The organism is Burkholderia sp. LK4, assembly GCF_001043615.1.
Classification (GTDB): domain Bacteria; phylum Pseudomonadota; class Gammaproteobacteria; order Burkholderiales; family Burkholderiaceae; genus Burkholderia; species Burkholderia cepacia.
Genome location: NZ_LDUL01000018.1, coordinates 128171 through 143766 on the forward strand (window position 1 = coordinate 128171; position 15596 = coordinate 143766).

At 66.3% G+C, this 15596-nt stretch carries 13 protein-coding genes; 5 read left to right on the forward strand and 8 right to left on the reverse strand.

What is annotated here, in order from left to right:
- Positions 1–30: 30 nt before the first annotated feature.
- The 4 genes from VK92_RS10470 to VK92_RS10485 all read right to left on the reverse strand — a co-directional run bounded on the left by VK92_RS10470 (position 31) and on the right by VK92_RS10485 (position 3087).
- Positions 31–342 (reverse strand): DUF3331 domain-containing protein, encoded by a 312-nt coding sequence (locus VK92_RS10470; protein WP_081072764.1) that lies wholly within the window; start codon positions 340–342, stop codon positions 31–33.
- A gap of 62 nt (positions 343–404) precedes the next feature.
- Positions 405–1421 carry an NADP-dependent oxidoreductase gene (locus VK92_RS10475; protein WP_048027830.1) on the reverse strand — a complete coding sequence of 339 codons (1017 nt, stop codon included), beginning with the start codon at positions 1419–1421 and terminating at the stop codon, positions 405–407.
- 81 nt (positions 1422–1502) lie between these two features.
- Entirely contained in the window at positions 1503–1901 is a 399-nt protein-coding gene (locus VK92_RS10480) for an antibiotic biosynthesis monooxygenase family protein (protein ID WP_346656417.1), read from the reverse strand.
- 400 nt (positions 1902–2301) lie between these two features.
- Positions 2302–3087 (reverse strand): SDR family oxidoreductase, encoded by a 786-nt coding sequence (locus VK92_RS10485; protein WP_048027832.1) that lies wholly within the window; start codon positions 3085–3087, stop codon positions 2302–2304.
- Between the two features lie 581 nt (positions 3088–3668).
- On the opposite strand from VK92_RS10485, the gene VK92_RS10490 reads away from it, so the two are divergent.
- The 3 genes from VK92_RS10490 to VK92_RS10500 all read left to right on the forward strand — a co-directional run bounded on the left by VK92_RS10490 (position 3669) and on the right by VK92_RS10500 (position 7827).
- Positions 3669–4709: an NADP-dependent oxidoreductase gene (locus tag VK92_RS10490; protein WP_048027834.1), complete on the forward strand. Its 1041-nt coding sequence runs from the start codon at positions 3669–3671 to the stop codon at positions 4707–4709.
- 43 nt (positions 4710–4752) lie between these two features.
- Complete coding sequence (locus VK92_RS10495) at positions 4753–5436, forward strand: type 1 glutamine amidotransferase domain-containing protein (protein WP_048027836.1); 684 nt, start codon at positions 4753–4755, stop codon at positions 5434–5436.
- A gap of 213 nt (positions 5437–5649) precedes the next feature.
- A complete protein-coding gene (locus VK92_RS10500; protein WP_048027838.1) occupies positions 5650–7827 on the forward strand; it encodes an FUSC family protein in 2178 nt (725 codons plus the stop codon).
- A gap of 71 nt (positions 7828–7898) precedes the next feature.
- Here the strand turns inward: VK92_RS10500 and actP are convergent, their stop codons facing one another.
- Entirely contained in the window at positions 7899–9575 is a 1677-nt protein-coding gene (gene actP, locus VK92_RS10505; RefSeq protein ID WP_053077841.1) for a cation/acetate symporter ActP, read from the reverse strand.
- Positions 9572–9967 (reverse strand): DUF485 domain-containing protein, encoded by a 396-nt coding sequence (locus tag VK92_RS10510; RefSeq protein WP_165589104.1) that lies wholly within the window; start codon positions 9965–9967, stop codon positions 9572–9574. The genes actP and VK92_RS10510 overlap by 4 nt, the downstream gene beginning before the upstream one ends.
- Positions 9968–10275: 308 nt before the next feature.
- Between VK92_RS10510 and VK92_RS10515 the strand changes: the two genes are divergently transcribed.
- Complete coding sequence (locus tag VK92_RS10515) at positions 10276–11202, forward strand: LysR family transcriptional regulator (protein WP_048027841.1); 927 nt, start codon at positions 10276–10278, stop codon at positions 11200–11202.
- A 24-nt stretch (positions 11203–11226) separates the two neighbouring features.
- Here VK92_RS10515 and VK92_RS10520 read toward each other — a convergent pair whose 3' ends face one another.
- Positions 11227–12906 (reverse strand): class I adenylate-forming enzyme family protein, encoded by a 1680-nt coding sequence (locus VK92_RS10520; protein ID WP_048027843.1) that lies wholly within the window; start codon positions 12904–12906, stop codon positions 11227–11229.
- A gap of 110 nt (positions 12907–13016) precedes the next feature.
- Positions 13017–13979 (reverse strand): cyclase family protein, encoded by a 963-nt coding sequence (locus tag VK92_RS10525; RefSeq protein WP_048027845.1) that lies wholly within the window; start codon positions 13977–13979, stop codon positions 13017–13019.
- Between the two features lie 333 nt (positions 13980–14312).
- Here VK92_RS10525 and VK92_RS10530 point away from each other — a divergent pair, with 333 nt between their 5' ends.
- Complete coding sequence (locus VK92_RS10530) at positions 14313–15395, forward strand: porin (RefSeq protein ID WP_082163776.1); 1083 nt, start codon at positions 14313–14315, stop codon at positions 15393–15395.
- Positions 15396–15596: the final 201 nt, after the last annotated feature.

Here is a 15596-nt window from a genome sequence, read left to right on the forward strand (position 1 = left end):
CGGGCCGGCGCAGTGCGCGCCGGCACGCGTTCAGCCAGGCTGCATGATCAGCGCGTCGTTCGCGAGGATCATCGCGCCGGCGTTGGTGGGCCTCGGCCGCTCCGCCGGACGAAACACCGCGTCGCCGGGGAAGATCGGCACATGCGTCAGCACGCAGATGCCGCGGCGCGACGCGATGACACGCCGCCAGCGCTGCTCGCCGAAGTGCCGGACGCCGGGCTCGACCCAACGAACCACCAGCACGCTTCCGTCGCATTCCAGCACCGTCACCCGGGCACCCGCGAATTCGCGGGCGGAACCCACGCGCGGCCCGTCGTCCAGTCGTGAAATCGCATCAGGCATGTCCCACCCGCAAGCCGGTGCGGTCGAGCCGTGGGCCCGGTCGACCGCGCGTGTTCAATCGGTCACGTGATCCTGACCAGCATCTTGCCGGTGTTGGTCCCGTTCATCAGCCCGATAAAGGCCTCCGGCGCGCGCGCGATACCGTCGACGATCGTTTCGTCGTGCACGATCTGCCCGGCCCTCAACCACTCCGCCATTTCGTCGACGAACGCGTCGCGGTGCTGCCGATAGTCGTGCAGCAGGAAGCCCGTCAGCGTCAGGCTCCGGTAGACGACGTTTTCCATGAACCGCGGCCCGGGCGACACGCCGACGCGGTCGTACTGCGAAATGGCACCGCAGATCGCCGCCCGTCCGCCGTAATTGAAGGCCGACAAGGCCGCCTCGAGATGATCGCCGCCGACGTTGTCGAAATAGACGTCGATACCTGCCGGTGCCGCCGCCGCCAGCTGCTCGAGCACCGGCGCGCGCCGGTAGTTGAACGCCGCATCGTATCCGTAGCGTTCGCGCATCACGGCAACTTTCTCGTCGCTCCCTGCCGAGCCGATCACGTGCGCGGCGCCTTTCAGCCGCGCGATCTGCCCCGCGAGCGAACCGACCGCGCCCGCCGCGGCGGACACGAATACGACTTCATCCTCGCGCATGCGTGCCACCACGAGCAGCCCGACGTAGGCCGTCATGCCCGTTGCGCCCATGACGCCGAGGTGAACGCTGCTCGGCAAGTCGGGCAAGTCCGCGACGCGGGTGAATTCGACTGCGGCGCCCTGCACGATGTCGCGCCAGCCGTAGCGATGCAGCACGAGATCGCCGGGTGCGAACGTGCTCGACGCGCTGTCGGTCACGCGACCCACCGCTGCGCCCGTCATCGTTTCATGCAGCTTGAACGGTTCGACATACGACGGCCGGTCGTCCATCCGGCCGCGCATGTACGGATCGACCGAAACGTATTCGTTGCGTACGCGAACCTCGCCGTCCGCCAACGCCGGAAGCGGCACCTCGACCGTCAGGAAATCGTCCGGGACCGGCTGACCGTTCGGCCGTCTCGCCAGTTGAATCTGCGTGCTGATCGTGGATAACCTCACCGCCCCTCTCTCCTTGCAAGAACCCAGGGTGCCGGCGGTGCCGGCCGGGCACGCCGCACGGATGCGGCGGCGTACCGCGCCTCATGCACCGGCGATTCGGACTTCGCTCACGTGCTCGACCGACGGCGGGCCCACGAAGAAGGGGCCGGCCAGTTCGCGCCAACGCTGAAAATCGGCTGTCTGGCGAAAGGCGTCGTGCAGCGCGACGCTTTCCCATTGCACCATCAGGCGGTAGCGCGATGGTTGCTCGATACCGCGATACAGGCGCAAGCCATGGCAACCGGGGGCGCGTTCGATGAGCGGCTTCGCCTCGGCGACCGCGCGCTCGAATCCCTGCTCTCCGTTTTCCTGGATCTCGATCTGGGCAATTTCAAAAATCATGGCGGGTTTCTCCGCGCAACGCGAACCGTCGCGCAGTGCAATTGACACGATGCCGGCATCGATCCCGGGCCGGACATTCCGGGTGGGCGGCGCGTGCATGCGCGCTGCCCTGCTGCCGGCTCGCGTGGACAGGCGAACGCGTCCGGTCGAGCAATGCAATCGTCGACGGGTTCATGCGCGGTTCAGCACGACGTCCCGGCAGTTTTTTCAGCCGCGGTCGGATCGGCAGATGAGGTCGGTGCGGAACGATCGAGCCGTTTCATGCTGCGCGGCCTCGCTCCGGAACCGGACGACGTCACCGCACCCGCTCGATACGAACCGGCCTGCATCGTTTCGGCCCGTCGCGACGATGAGCCAACGATAGCGTTGTCCTGTCGACCGCTCTACCCCCAGTACGGGGGGGTGAAAAAACCTCTGGAAGCACCGGCACCCGACGCTGACGGCAACCCGCAGCCACGCATGCCGAACTCGCCGACCGACGGGCGCTCGTTCGAGCCGGTCACTGTTTGCCGCCGACGACCCGCTGCCATGCGGCGGCCTGTTCGTCGCGCACGAGCTGCTCGGCGGATTCGGGCCTGACCGTGCGATACGGCGGCGCCTCCGCCTCGATCACCGTGACGATGGCGTCGATCATTTCCGCGGGATCGTGTTGCCGATTCAGTTCGCGCTTCGGCCAATGGGCGACGACGCGCTCGCCTTGATCCCACCACTGATCCATGCTTTCCATGCCGGTATCGTTGAAGCCGGTGCGATAGGCACCCGGATTGATCGTGACGACTTCGACGCCGTAAGGCTGCAGTTCTTCCGCCATCGCGGAGCAGATGCCTTCGACGGCATGCTTCGACGCGGCGTAAGCGCCGTCGAACGGCACCTTGATCAATCCCGCGACCGACGACATCCAGACGATCCGGCCATGCCCGCGCGCGACCATCCTGCGCGCGAAGCCCTGCGCGACCTCCAGCGCCGCAAAGACATTCGTTTCGAACACCGAACGAAACACGGAGATCGGGATCTCCACGAGCGGGCCGGACTCCATGATGGCCGCGTTGTTCAGCAGGACATCGACCTCGTGCGTCAATGCGTGCGCACGATCGATTTCGTTCGTCACATCGAACTTGATGACCTGCATGTCCACGCCGCGCGCCTTGGCCTCCTGACGCAGTGCCCAGACCTGCGGCCAGATCTGGCCGCACGCGATGACGCGATGCCCCCGCTCCGCCAGTGCGAACGCGACCCCTCGCCCGAATCCGGACCCCGCACCGGTTATCAACACCGTTCTGGTCATGCATCCTCCCGCTCGGTTCACGATGATGGCGCCGCCCGGCCGGACGACCCGCCCGGACGGCGATCTTGCCGACTACGTTACGGCGTTTCCCGCAGCCAACGGCCCCCCCGAATGGGGAGGCGGACCGCATCGACGACACGGTTCGGAAGCGGCCGCATGCCGTCAGTCGCGGCAACGCCCGATTCCGGCGAGCGCCTTATGACACGGCCCTTGCGGGGAACGGATACCCCGTTCGCCGTGGCCATGCGCGCCACGTCAACCGCAAACGGGACCGATCGGAAAGCGCGAAATCGCGCCTCCCCCTCACTAGACGACTGGTCTACTCAGCCGTATGATCCGCGTCACGGTCCGACCGCCATGTCGGCCCTCGCACTCATGCGATGCATGGCGCAACCCGGCGCACCCCCGCAGGTCATGCCCTGTGACGTTGCCCGCAAGCGTTCACGCTATAGACGACTGGTCTACTTTGTTCGTGCGTCGTGCCGTCGTGGCACGTCGTCCCGCGCATCTCGACCGTCACGCGAATAACCCGCCGCTGCCGGCCCGATCCGGGCGGCGAAACCGTTACACAGAGGTCATCCATGCCGCATTCCCCATCCGTCAATCGCCGGGTCGTCCTGGCCAGCCGCCCCGTCGGTGCGCCGGCAGCGCACGACTTCCGGCTCGAAACCACGGCGGTGCCGACGCCCGCCGACGGCGAAGTCCTCCTGCAGACGCTTTACCTGTCGCTCGATCCCTACATGCGGTGGCGCATGAGCGACGCGCCGTCCTACGCGCCGCCGGTTGCGCTCGGCGACACGATGGTGGGCGGCACCGTCAGCCGCGTCGTCGCGTCGAAGCATCCCGCGTTCGCGGTGGGCGAGCTGGTGCTGGGCGACAGCGGCTGGCAGGACTACGCGCTCTCCGACGGCACCGACCTCATGCCGCTCGGCACGGATCTCGAGCGCCCGTCCCATGCGCTTGGCGTACTTGGCATGCCGGGCTTCACCGCCTATACGGGCCTGCTGCAGATCGGGCAACCGAAGCCGGGCGAAACGGTCGTGGTCGCGGCGGCGAGCGGCGCGGTGGGCGCCGTCGTCGGCCAGATCGCGAAGCTCAAGGGCTGCCGCGTCGTCGGCATTGCGGGAGACGCGGAGAAATGCCGGTACGTCACCGAGACGCTCGGCTTCGACGTGTGCATCGACCGGCGGGCCCCCGATCTTGCACGGCAACTCGCGCAAGCCTGCCCCGACGGCATCGACATCTATTTCGAGAACGTCGGCGGCGCAATTTTCGACGCCGTGCTGCCGCTCCTCAACGTCGGCGCACGCGTGCCGCTCTGCGGCCTGATCTCGCAATACAACGACAGCGAACCGGCGCCGGGCCCCGATCGGCTGCCGCGCCTGACCGACACGCTCCTGAAGAAACGGATCCGCATGGAGGGCTTCATCATCCTCGACCACTATGCGACCGGCTATCAGGCGTTCCTGGCGGAAATGGGCCGCTGGGTCGAGGCCGGCGAGATCACGCCGCGCGAAGACGTCACCGACGGCCTGGAACGCGCGCCGGAAGCGCTCATCGGCCTGCTGGCAGGAAAGAACTTCGGCAAGGTGGTCGTGCGCGTCGCCGAAGTCGCTGCATGAAGCGAATTCGCGCATCCATCATTCATCTCCATCCCTAGACATCATGAAACTTCTGTTCGTCCTGACTTCCCACGACACCCTCGGTTCGACCGGCGAGAAAACCGGCTTCTGGCTCGAGGAATTCGCGGCCCCCTACTACACGCTGAAAGACGCGGGCGCCGACATCACGCTGGCGTCGCCGGCCGGCGGCCAGCCGCCGCTCGATCCGAAAAGCGCGGACCCCGCGTTCCAGACCGACGCCACGCGCCGCTTCGAAGCCGATCCGGACGCGCGCGCCGCGCTCGCAGCCACGCAAAAACTGTCGGAGGTCGCGGTCGACGCGTTCGATGCGGTGTTCTATCCGGGCGGCCACGGCCCCCTCTGGGATCTCGCCGAAGACGCACGGTCGGTCTCGCTGATCGAGCAGGCCATCGCACTGGGCAAGCCGGTCGCGGCCGTCTGCCACGCACCGGGTGTGCTGCGCCATGCGAAGGGGCCGGACGGCAAGCCGCTCGTCGCCGGCAGGAACGTCACCGGCTTCTCGAATTCGGAAGAGGATGCCGTCGGGTTGACGAACGTCGTGCCGTTTCTCGTCGAGGACGAACTCAAGTCGAAGGGCGGCCGTTATTCGAAAACCGATGACTGGCAACCGTATGTGGTCGTCGACGGCCTGTTGATCACCGGCCAGAATCCGGCGTCGTCCGAACCGGCCGCCCACGCGCTGTTGAAACTGCTGACGCGCGCCTGACCCGAGAAGCGCCCCCCGCACCGGCGGCGAGCACCCGGCTCGCCGCCGGCTCGCGCACGAACGAAACGCGCGGGAAGGCGGCCGTCGCGCGCTCACATCGATCCTGATCCGGAAAAAGCGTTTAACACCACGCGCAATACTCGAACGCGCCTCCGGAAAATACAATCACGGTCGTCCTGTCGCCGCACGTCTGCATCGCGCACCACATCCATCATGTCTTCGCCGCCCTCCAGATTCACGTCATCTATTTCGGATACCAAAACAGGTATCGCCGATGCGGCCCGTCATTGGGCCGGCACGAGCGGCGTCACCTGGCTGTACATCTTCAAGACCCTGCTCGCCGCGCTGCTGGCGCTCGGCGTGGCGATGAAGCTCGAACTCCCGATGCCGCGCACGGCGATGACGACGGTCTTCGTGCTGATGCAGCCGCAAAGCGGCATGGTGCTCGCCAAGAGCCTGTACCGGATCTGCGGCACGATCGTGGGCCTGCTGGCCATGCTGGTGCTGATCGGCCTGTTCGGGCAGGTACCCGAACTCTTCCTCGGCGCCACCGCGCTCTGGATCGGCATGTGCACCGCGGGTGCCGCGCGAAACCGCAACTTCCGGACCTATGGGTTCGTGCTCGCCGGCTACACGGCCGCGCTCATCGGCATCCCGTCATGGCAGCATCCGGACGCGGCCTTTCTTTCTGCGATGACGCGCGTGACGGAGGTGACGATCGGCATCCTGAGTTCGGGCGCGGTCAGCGCGCTCGTCTTTCCGCAGCATGTCAGCGAACAGATCAGCCGCGTGAACCGCACGCGGTTCACCGCGTTCGCGGACGATGTGCTGTCGATTCTGTCCGGCCGGATCGACCGGTCGTTTCTCGAGGCGCTGAGCGTGCGCATCGTCGACGAGACCGTGAGCGCCGAAGCCGCGCGCAGCGCAGCGGTGTTCGAAGGCCCCGACACGCGCTTGCGAAACGGCCGCCTGACGCGGCTCAATGCGGAGCGCATGGCGGCGTCGACACGGCTGCACGCATTGAGTCAGCTGATCGCCCGGCTGCGTGCCGCGCGAGCCGATGGGGTGCTGACGGAGATCGACGCACTGATGGCCGGTATCGCAGAGCCGCTCCGACTCATACGGCAGGACGCGACGCACGCCGACGATATCGACGCATTCGCCGCGTCGCTGGCCGCCACGCTCGAGCACTGCCGCACGGTGTTGCCCGGCCGCGCGCAGTTGGCGCGAAACCGGCTCGGCGGCGGCGCGACCGCGCTCGATTTCGACACGGCGGTCGACCTGCTCGACCGGTTCCTGGGCAGCTATGTCGCCTATGCGAGCACCTATCTGTCGCTGAACGCCACCGCGCACGAACGCGAACAGTGGGTGACGCCCTACGAGCCGCGCACCAATCCGCTCATCGCGGCAGTCGCCGGCGTCCGCGCGATGCTGCTGACGCTCGTGCTCAGCGCGTTCTGGATCGCGACCGCGTGGCCGTCGGGCGCCCTGCTCGTGCTGAACGGCGGTGCCATCTGCGCGCTGGTCGCTTCCTCCGCGCACCCGTCTCGCACGGCGTTCCAGATGGCGATCGGCACCGCGTTCGCGTCCGTCGTCGGGCTGATCGTCATGTTCGTCGTCTATCCGGTCATCGACGGCTTCCCGCTGCTCTGCGTGGTACTCGCCGCGCCGCTCGCATTGGGATGCTGGATGACGACGCGTGCGTCGCTGGCCGGTTACGGCATCGGCTACTGCATCTACTTCTGCTTTCTGACCGGCCCCGACAATGTCGTCGCCTACGATCCGACGTCCTTCATGAACGACGCGATCGCGCTGGTCCTGTCCATGCTGATGGCGTCCGTCGCGTTCGAGCTGTTCCTGCCGCCGACGATGCGCGGGTTGCGCCGGCATCTGCTGGCCGACCTGCGCAGGCAGGTCGTGTTCGCATGCACCGATTCGGTCGCAACGCTGCGCACGCGCTTCGAAAGCCGCACGCGCGACCTCATGTATCAGGTCCGGTCGATATCGCGTGACGACCCGGCGGCAAACGGCGAGTCGGTCGAATGGTTTCTGTCCGTCCTCGAGATCGGCTCGGCCGTCGCGGACCTGCGCGACGCAACGGCCATCGAGGCGGCGCGAACCGCGCCGGACACCGCACCGGCCTGGCTCGACGATTGCGCATCCGCGTGCCGCGCGATCCGGCTGCTGTTCGAGGCGCCGACACCGAAGGCCGGCGCTGCTGCCGCGCACGCGGTACAGGTTGCAATCGCCGCGCTGCAACGGACGATGCAGACCACCGATGCGGCAAGCCCGTCCGCGCCCCGCCTTCAGACGGTGCTCGGCAGCCTGCATTTCATTCACAGCGCACTCGCGGCACCCGACTCGCCGCTCTCCGCTTTCCGCCCGCACTGACCTCGCGCCGGCACCCGCCGCGCACACCGGCTCGTTCACCGGCGCGCGGCGGGCGACGCGGTTCGTTCCGGTCAATGCTCGACGGCCCGTTCCGCACCGAGCCCGGTCTGGGCGCGCACGAACTGGGCGTCGAACGCATGCCGCTCCGCGTCGGCCTTCGAACTGCGATCGAGTGTCGACATCACGTAGCTCGCCAGGAACGCCAGCGGCATCGTAAACAGCGCCGGATGATCGTACGGGAACACGGCAGCCGGATGCCCGAGCACCGACTTCCACACCGCCGGCGACAGAATGACCAGCGAGACCGACGAGACGAGCCCGACGACGCCGCCGCAGACGGCCCCGCGGTTCGTCAGCCCCTTCCAGTACATCGAAAGCACGAGCGGCGGAAAATTCGCCGAAGCGGCAACGTTGAACGCCAGTGCCACGAGAAAGGCGAGGTTCTGCCCTTTGAACAGGAGGCCGAGCACGACGGCCACGGCGCCGATCGCCAGCGTCGTCCACCGCGTGACGCGGATTTCATCGGCCCCGCTCGCTCGGCCCTTGCGCAACACGCCCGCATAGAGGTCGTGCGATACGGCCGACGCACCCGCCAGCACCAGGCCCGACACCACGGCCAGGATGGTGGCGAACGTCACCGCCGCGAGGAAACCGAGGAACAGGCTGCCGCCCGTCGCGTCGGCGAGATGCATCGCCACCATGTTGCTCCCGCCGCGCAGCACGCCGCCCACGCGTCCGCCCTCGAAGAACTGCGGATCGGTGCCGACGATCACGACGCTCGCGAGACCGATGACGAACATCGCAATGAACATGAAGCCGATGCACGTGCTCGCCACGAACACGCTCTTCCGGGCTTCCCGTGCATTCGGAACGGTAAAGAAGCGCATCAGCACGTGCGGCAGTCCGGAGAGCCCGAACACCGTTGCGAGCGACATCGAGACGGCCGAGACGGGGTCCGAGAACAGGCGGCCCGGCTCCATCAGCGCGTTCCCCGCGTGGTGTACCGAGATCGCCGACCGCGCGAGCCGTTCGAAGCTGAAACCGAAGTGACCGAGCGCCAACAGCGTCAGCAACGTGCCGCCGAACATCAGCAGGACGGCCTTGATGATCTGAACCCACGTCGTCGCGATCATCCCGCCGAACGTCACGTAGACGATCATGAGACACCCGACGCCGACCACCGCATAGTTGTAGTCGATGCCGAACAGCAGCTGAACGAGTTCCCCCGCGCCGACCATCTGGACGATGAGGTAGAAGAACACGACCGTCAACGAACTGACCACGCCCATCCAGCGCGTGCTGACCGGATCGAGCCGGTAGGCGATGATGTCGACGAACGTGAACCGGCCGAGATTGCGCAGTCGTTCGGCCATGAGGAACAGCATCACCGGCCATCCGACGAAGAAGCCGACGACATAAAGCAGGCCATCGTAGCCCTTCGCGTAGACGAGACTCACGACGCCGAGCAACGTCGCGGCGGACATGTAGTCGCCGGCGACCGCAAGGCCGTTCTGAAGCCCGCTGATTCCGCCGCCGGCGGTGAGGAAGTCGTTGACCGTCCTGGTACGGCGCGCCGCCCAGTACGTGATGCCCAGCGTCATGCAGACGAACACCATGAACATCGCGATGGCGGCCGGATTGAGTGGCTGACGCTGCCCCGCCTCCACGGCGGGGCCGGCCCATACAAGGCCGCCCGGCGCGGCGGCAAGCGCGAATGCCGCGGTCGAAACGCGTGCGATCGGTTTCATTGCCCCACCTCACCCAGCAATTCGCCGGTCAGACGTTCGAACCGGTCATTCGCGACGCGGACATACAGCCACGTCAGCCCCCATCCCGCCACGATCACGGCGATCGCGAAGATCACGCCGACGGTCGTGACGCTGCCGGCCCACGCGGCGCTGCGCAACAGGTCGGGCCGCAACGCGACCAGCGCAATCAACCCGAAATACGCGCCCAGCACGATGACCATCGACACCCGGCCCAGGCGTGCGCGTTCGTCGACCAGCTCACGAAACTTCGCGTGCTCCCGGATACGTGAAACTGCGCTTGCATTCAACGTCATTTGTCTCCTCCATCGCCAGTTTTGAGAATCGGGATCGCCTTGCGTATCCGTCATCCCGTCAATCGATTCGTCATCCATAAGACAGGGTTCGCTTCCCCACCCGGCCGGCCCTGGCTGCGCGATCGCCAGGACAACCGAGCATATTTCCGCCATCGGCGAATAACAGCCCCACAGGTGGGGGGCGTCGGCGTGCTCACGCGTCCCCCGGGGAAACACCGACGGTTCCCGTCGACGACCGTCACTCGGGGCTCGCGCACGCACGGATTCCCGGGGCGAGCGGCGCGAGGCGAACCGCCCCCCGTCCGGGGGGTGGAAAAAACGTGTCTTCGCGCGGTATTTCTCACGAATCGCCGCCGCTGCCACGCCCTCCTTTCATTCGCGACGTCATGAACCTTTTCCGTACCGACCTGAACCTGCTGGTGGTACTCGAACGCATCTACGCCCAGCAGAGCATCACGCGCGCGGCGCAGCAGCTCAGCCTCAGTCAGTCGGCGGTCAGTCATGCGCTGAACCGGCTGCGCGAGTTGCTCGGCGACCCGCTGTTCGAGCGCCACGGCAATGCCATGATGCCCACCCCGTTCACGAGGGCGATCATTGCGCGCGTGCGCAACGGCCTGCATACGCTCGAATGCACGCTGCATGAAGCCAGCCGGTTCGATGTCGCGACGACGATCAGGCGTTTCACGATCGGCATCCTCAATGCGCAGGAACCGGTGGTATTGCCGGCCATCGCGCAATACGTCGCGCAGCACGCACCGTCGATCGATATCGCCGCGGTGCAACACGACCGGCGCGCGATAGAGGCCGACCTGCTCACCGGCTCGCTCGATGCCGTGATCGACGTGCTGCTGCCGCACCCGCAATCCGTCCGCAGTACCCGGCTGTCGACCGACCGGTACGTCGTGCTGTGCCGGCGCAATCATCCGCGTGTCGGACAGCACCTCGACCTCGACGCCTATCTCGCCGAAGAGCACGTGCTCGTGACGAGCCGGCAGCGCGGCGGCGGCGTCGAGGATGCCGCGCTCGTCAGGCTCGGCGCCGAACGCCGCGTCCGCCTGCGATGCGTCCGCTACTTCGCCGCGTGCCGCGTCGTCAACCAGACCGACCTGCTGCTGACCATGCCGGAGCGGTACGCGCGGCTGCTCAACGAGATGTGCGGCAACCGGATGCTCGAATGCCCGTTCGACGCGTCGATCGATACCTATCTCTACTGGCACGCGAATTCCGATGCCGATCCCGCGAACGGCTGGCTGCGTCGGCAACTGGGCGACATATTCGATCCCGTTCGCGCGGACACGGCGAGCCACCCGTGATGCGGTGCCGCGCCGGCCGCGCGCTCACCCGCGCAACTCGCGCCGCAGGATCTTCCCCGTCATGGTCTTCGGCAGTTCGTCGATGATCTCGACGATGCGCGGATACTTGTACGCTGCCATCCGCTCCTTGCAGTAGGCGATCAACGCGTCGGGCGAGACTTCGGCATGCGGCTTCAGGCTCACGACCGCCTTGACGGTTTCGCCCCGGTAACTGTCCGCCACGCCGACGACCGCGGCCTCGCGTACCGCCGGATGCGAGTACAGGACATCCTCGACCTCGCGCGGCCAGACCTTGTAGCCGCCCGCGTTGATCATGTCCTTCTTGCGATCGACGAGATAGAACCAGCCGCGCCCGTCCATGAAGCCGACGTCGCCGGTGCGGAAGTAGCCGTCGACGATCGCTTTCGCACTCTCCGCCGGCTTGTTCCAGTAACCGGGCACGACCATCGGCCCACGCGAGATGATCTCGCCGATCTCGCCGGGCGGTAGCGGGCGGCCGGCTTCGTCGCCGATGTACGACTCCACGTTGAATACCGGTACGCCGACAGCGAGCGTGCCCGTCGACGGATCGACCGGTGCGTCGCGATCGAGCGGCACGCAGTGCGTCGGCGAGTTCGTCTCGGTCAGGCCGTAACCGTTGTGAATGTAGTGGCCGAAGCGCTCGCGGAACGCATCGATGACGCTCGGCGGAATCGGGGCGCCCCCCGAGTAGATGCGTCGCATCGACGCCAGATGCTCGCGCGTTGCATGCGGATGGTTCACCAGCGCGATGAACGCGGTGATCGAGCCGATCGTGAATTCGGCGCGATGCTCGCGGATCGCATCGAGCACGACGCCCGGCTCGAAACGGCACGCAAGTATCAGCGGTGCCGCGCAGATCAACGCGGCGCCGATATGTCCCACCAGCCCGGTGATGTGAAACAGCGGCGCGACGCCGAGGATCGGGCCGCCTTCCCGCAGCGCGATCCAGTCACGGTACACCTGCGCGTTGAACGCGATGTTGCCGTGCGTGTTCATCGCGCCCTTCGGCACGCCGGTGGTGCCCGACGTGTACACGAGCATCGCGACGTCCGTAGGCCCGAGCGTGACGGGTGGCGGCCGGTGGCCGCGATGAGCGGCAATCGTCGTCGACAGATCCTCCACACCTAGCGCCGGCTGCCGGCGCGTACCGGCAAAGAGCCGTGCGTCGTGCCGGCGCTGGTATTCGAGTTCACTCGTGGTCATCACGGCCGGCTGCACCGCCGGCTCGCCCCGCGCGGCGGCCCGCGCTTCCTCCGCGAGAAGCGGGCCGACGACGTCCGCATGCAGCGATTCGTGGCAGATCAGCAGTCGCGCGCCCGAATCCGCGAGCAATACGCGCAGCTCGCGTGAGCGGTTCATCGGATTGATCGACACCGCGATCATCCCGAGCTTCCACGCGGCCACCAGCGCGATCACGAACTGCGGCACGTTCTGCAGATACAGCGCGACGCGATCGCCGGCCACGCAGCCGCGCGCGCGCCACGCGCTTGCGAGGGCATCCGATTGCACGTCGAGTTCGGCGTAGCTCAGCACGCCGTCGAAGTACCGTATCGCGTCCCGCTCGGGCGCCCGTGCGACGGCCGCGCGGAACATCGAGAGCGCGTCGGTAAATACCGGCGCGATCGTCGCCGGATGGCCGGCCGCGTAGTTCGCGAGCCAGGGCTTGTTGTCATAGGGCGTCATGGACACTCCAGAAGCGGGCGGCGCGGCTTCACGTGCGTGCGCCGCCGGAATTGCACTGCGCGCCCGGCGCTTGCGGGCATCGGGCGCGGTCGGGCCGGAGCCGGGACGGCCTACTTGATGACCACCGGGTTGACCGGCGCGCCGCTGCCGCTGACGACCTTGAGCGGCGCCGCCGTGTAGAGGAACGACCATTGACCGTCGTCCGCACAGTCGGACGCGAGCGGATCGAGCTGCGCGATCTCGGTCAGCGTGACGCCGAGATTGCGCATCAGCGCGTTGTGCAGCGGCAGCGCAACGCCCGATTCCGGATCGATCGTCACCTCGTTCGCGATCGTATCCGTGACGAGGTTCGGGATCTCCATCCGCTGGAACCATTCGACGAGCGCCGGGCTGTAGGTCAGGCCGGGTTCGATGAAATTCTTGTAGAACTCGCTCCTGTCGCGCTCGTAGAACGAGCCGATCCAGCCGGTGCGGATCACGAGGACGTCGCGTTTTTCGATCGTCACGCGCTGCGCTTCGGCGGCCTCGAGCAGGTCGCGATGCGTGAAGGTCTCGCCCGGATCGAGCACGGCCTTGCCGCGATGCCGCGCAATGTCGATCAGCACGCCGCGCCCGACGATGCCGCGCTCCGCGATCGGCAGGACGCTCGCCTTCGCGAGGCCGCCGATCGTCGATTTCGCGTCATAGCCGTTCCAGATCTGGTCGCCGTACCACACGTGCCCCAGGGCGTCGTACTGCGTGGAGCCCTGCAGATACATGATCATCATGTCGTCCGCATACTCGAGGAGCCCGGGGAACAGCGGCCCCTTGCCGCACATGTAGTGGCCCTTGTCCATCACGTTCATGCGACAGGCCTGGGAGCGCCCCGGCCAGACAGGGTCGCCCTTCGGATTGCCCATCTGGATCTGCAGCGTGAAGGTCTTGCCGGAACGCACGGCCGCGACGCCGCGCAGTACCTCCGTCTCGGTCAGGTAATTGAGTGAACCGACTTCGTCGTCCGGCCCCCACTTGCCCCAGTTCTTCGGCGCATCGCGCAACAGTTCAGCCATCTCCGGAACGTTCTTCGACTCCATGCATCGTCTCCTTTCAAGTCCACCGCTCATATTTTCCCGGTCGGCTGCAGGCACGGAAGACTTCCGCCCAGAGCGCCGGGATTCATCGATTTTTTATGGTTGAAAGCGTAGGCAGGCAGAAAATTCGACGCAAATGAATTGTTTTCATGGCCCTCGATTTATTGCGTACATATCTAGTGCTACTACCGTATTTCAATGCGGCGGCACCATGATCTAACATCGATCGAAATGAAACGGAAATACGTGGCCGGATGATTTCCCGACTCATTTATTCAAATAGATTCAAAAATCACAAATCATTAGAAATCCACATTACATTGGAGACAATCAACGATGTCATTTCGCCCCGGAATTCGTGAAGTCGCACTGGTCACCGCCATCATGGGAGGGGCGGTACCGCAGGCCCATGCGCAGGGCAGCGTGACGCTTTACGGCATCGTCGACAGCGGCATCCTGTACACGAGCAAGACGGTCGATCCGGCGACCGGGCGAAACGCCGGCCATCAGTTTTCGCTGATCAGCGGCGGCATGACGCCCTCGCTGTTCGGCCTGAAAGGCAGCGAGGATCTCGGCGGCGGCGTGAAAGCGATTTTCACGCTGGAGAGCGGCATCGACCTGTCGAAAGGCGGTTTCACCGATTCGAACGGAAACTTCTTCGGCCGCCATGCGTGGATCGGTATCGAGAGCGGCGCGGGTACCGTCAAGGCCGGCTTGCAGTTTTCCCCGTTCGTGCTCTCGCTGATCGCGACCGACCCTCGCTCCGTCTCGTTCTTCGGCAGTCAGGTACCCGTCTATGTGGGCAACGTGTTCGTCACCGGCATCTTCAACGCGAATGCCATCTCGTATGCGAGCCCGACGATTGCAGGCTTTCAGGGCAACGCGATGCTCGCGCTGGGGGGCGCCGCCGGCAATTTCCAGGCGGGCCGTCAGTACTCGGCGAGCCTGAACTACACCTATGGGCCGATGCTCGTCAGCGCGGCGATGTATAGCGGCAACGCCGGCGGCACGGCTGCGGCCACGCCCGTGCCGAGCGCGGTCGCGTTCTCGGGCCGCACGATCGGTGCGCGTTACGAATTCAACGACCTGACCGTGAACGCGGTATTCGTCAATTACAAGGTCGCGGGCGCATTCGACAGCCGCGTCTACGGCGGCGGCCTGAGCTACCGCTTCACACCGACGATCCACGCCGACGCGGGCGTCTGGTACACGAGCGACGGGAACGATACCGCCAACCATTCGATACTGGCCGCAACGGGCCTGACCTACAGCCTGTCGAAGGCGACGCTGATTTACGGCCAGCTCGGCTTCGTCAACAACCACGGCAGGATGAACACGGGACTGTCGACCAACGGCGCGCTGGACGGCGTGTCGGGATCGACTTTCGGCACCGTCGTCGGGATTCGGCATCTCTTCTAGGTCACGTGCGGCCCGCGCGCCGAGCCGGGCGAATCGGGAGCCTGTCGATCCCGGCCATCCGATCGCCCGCCGCAGCGCGCGGGCGCCGATTCAAGCATGCGGCAGGCTCGCCGCATCGCCGTTGATCCGGCGGCGGTTCATCATGCGCGCGACGGGTCGAATGCAGCGCCCTGCATGGCGAAGATCCTCCGGATGCGAACA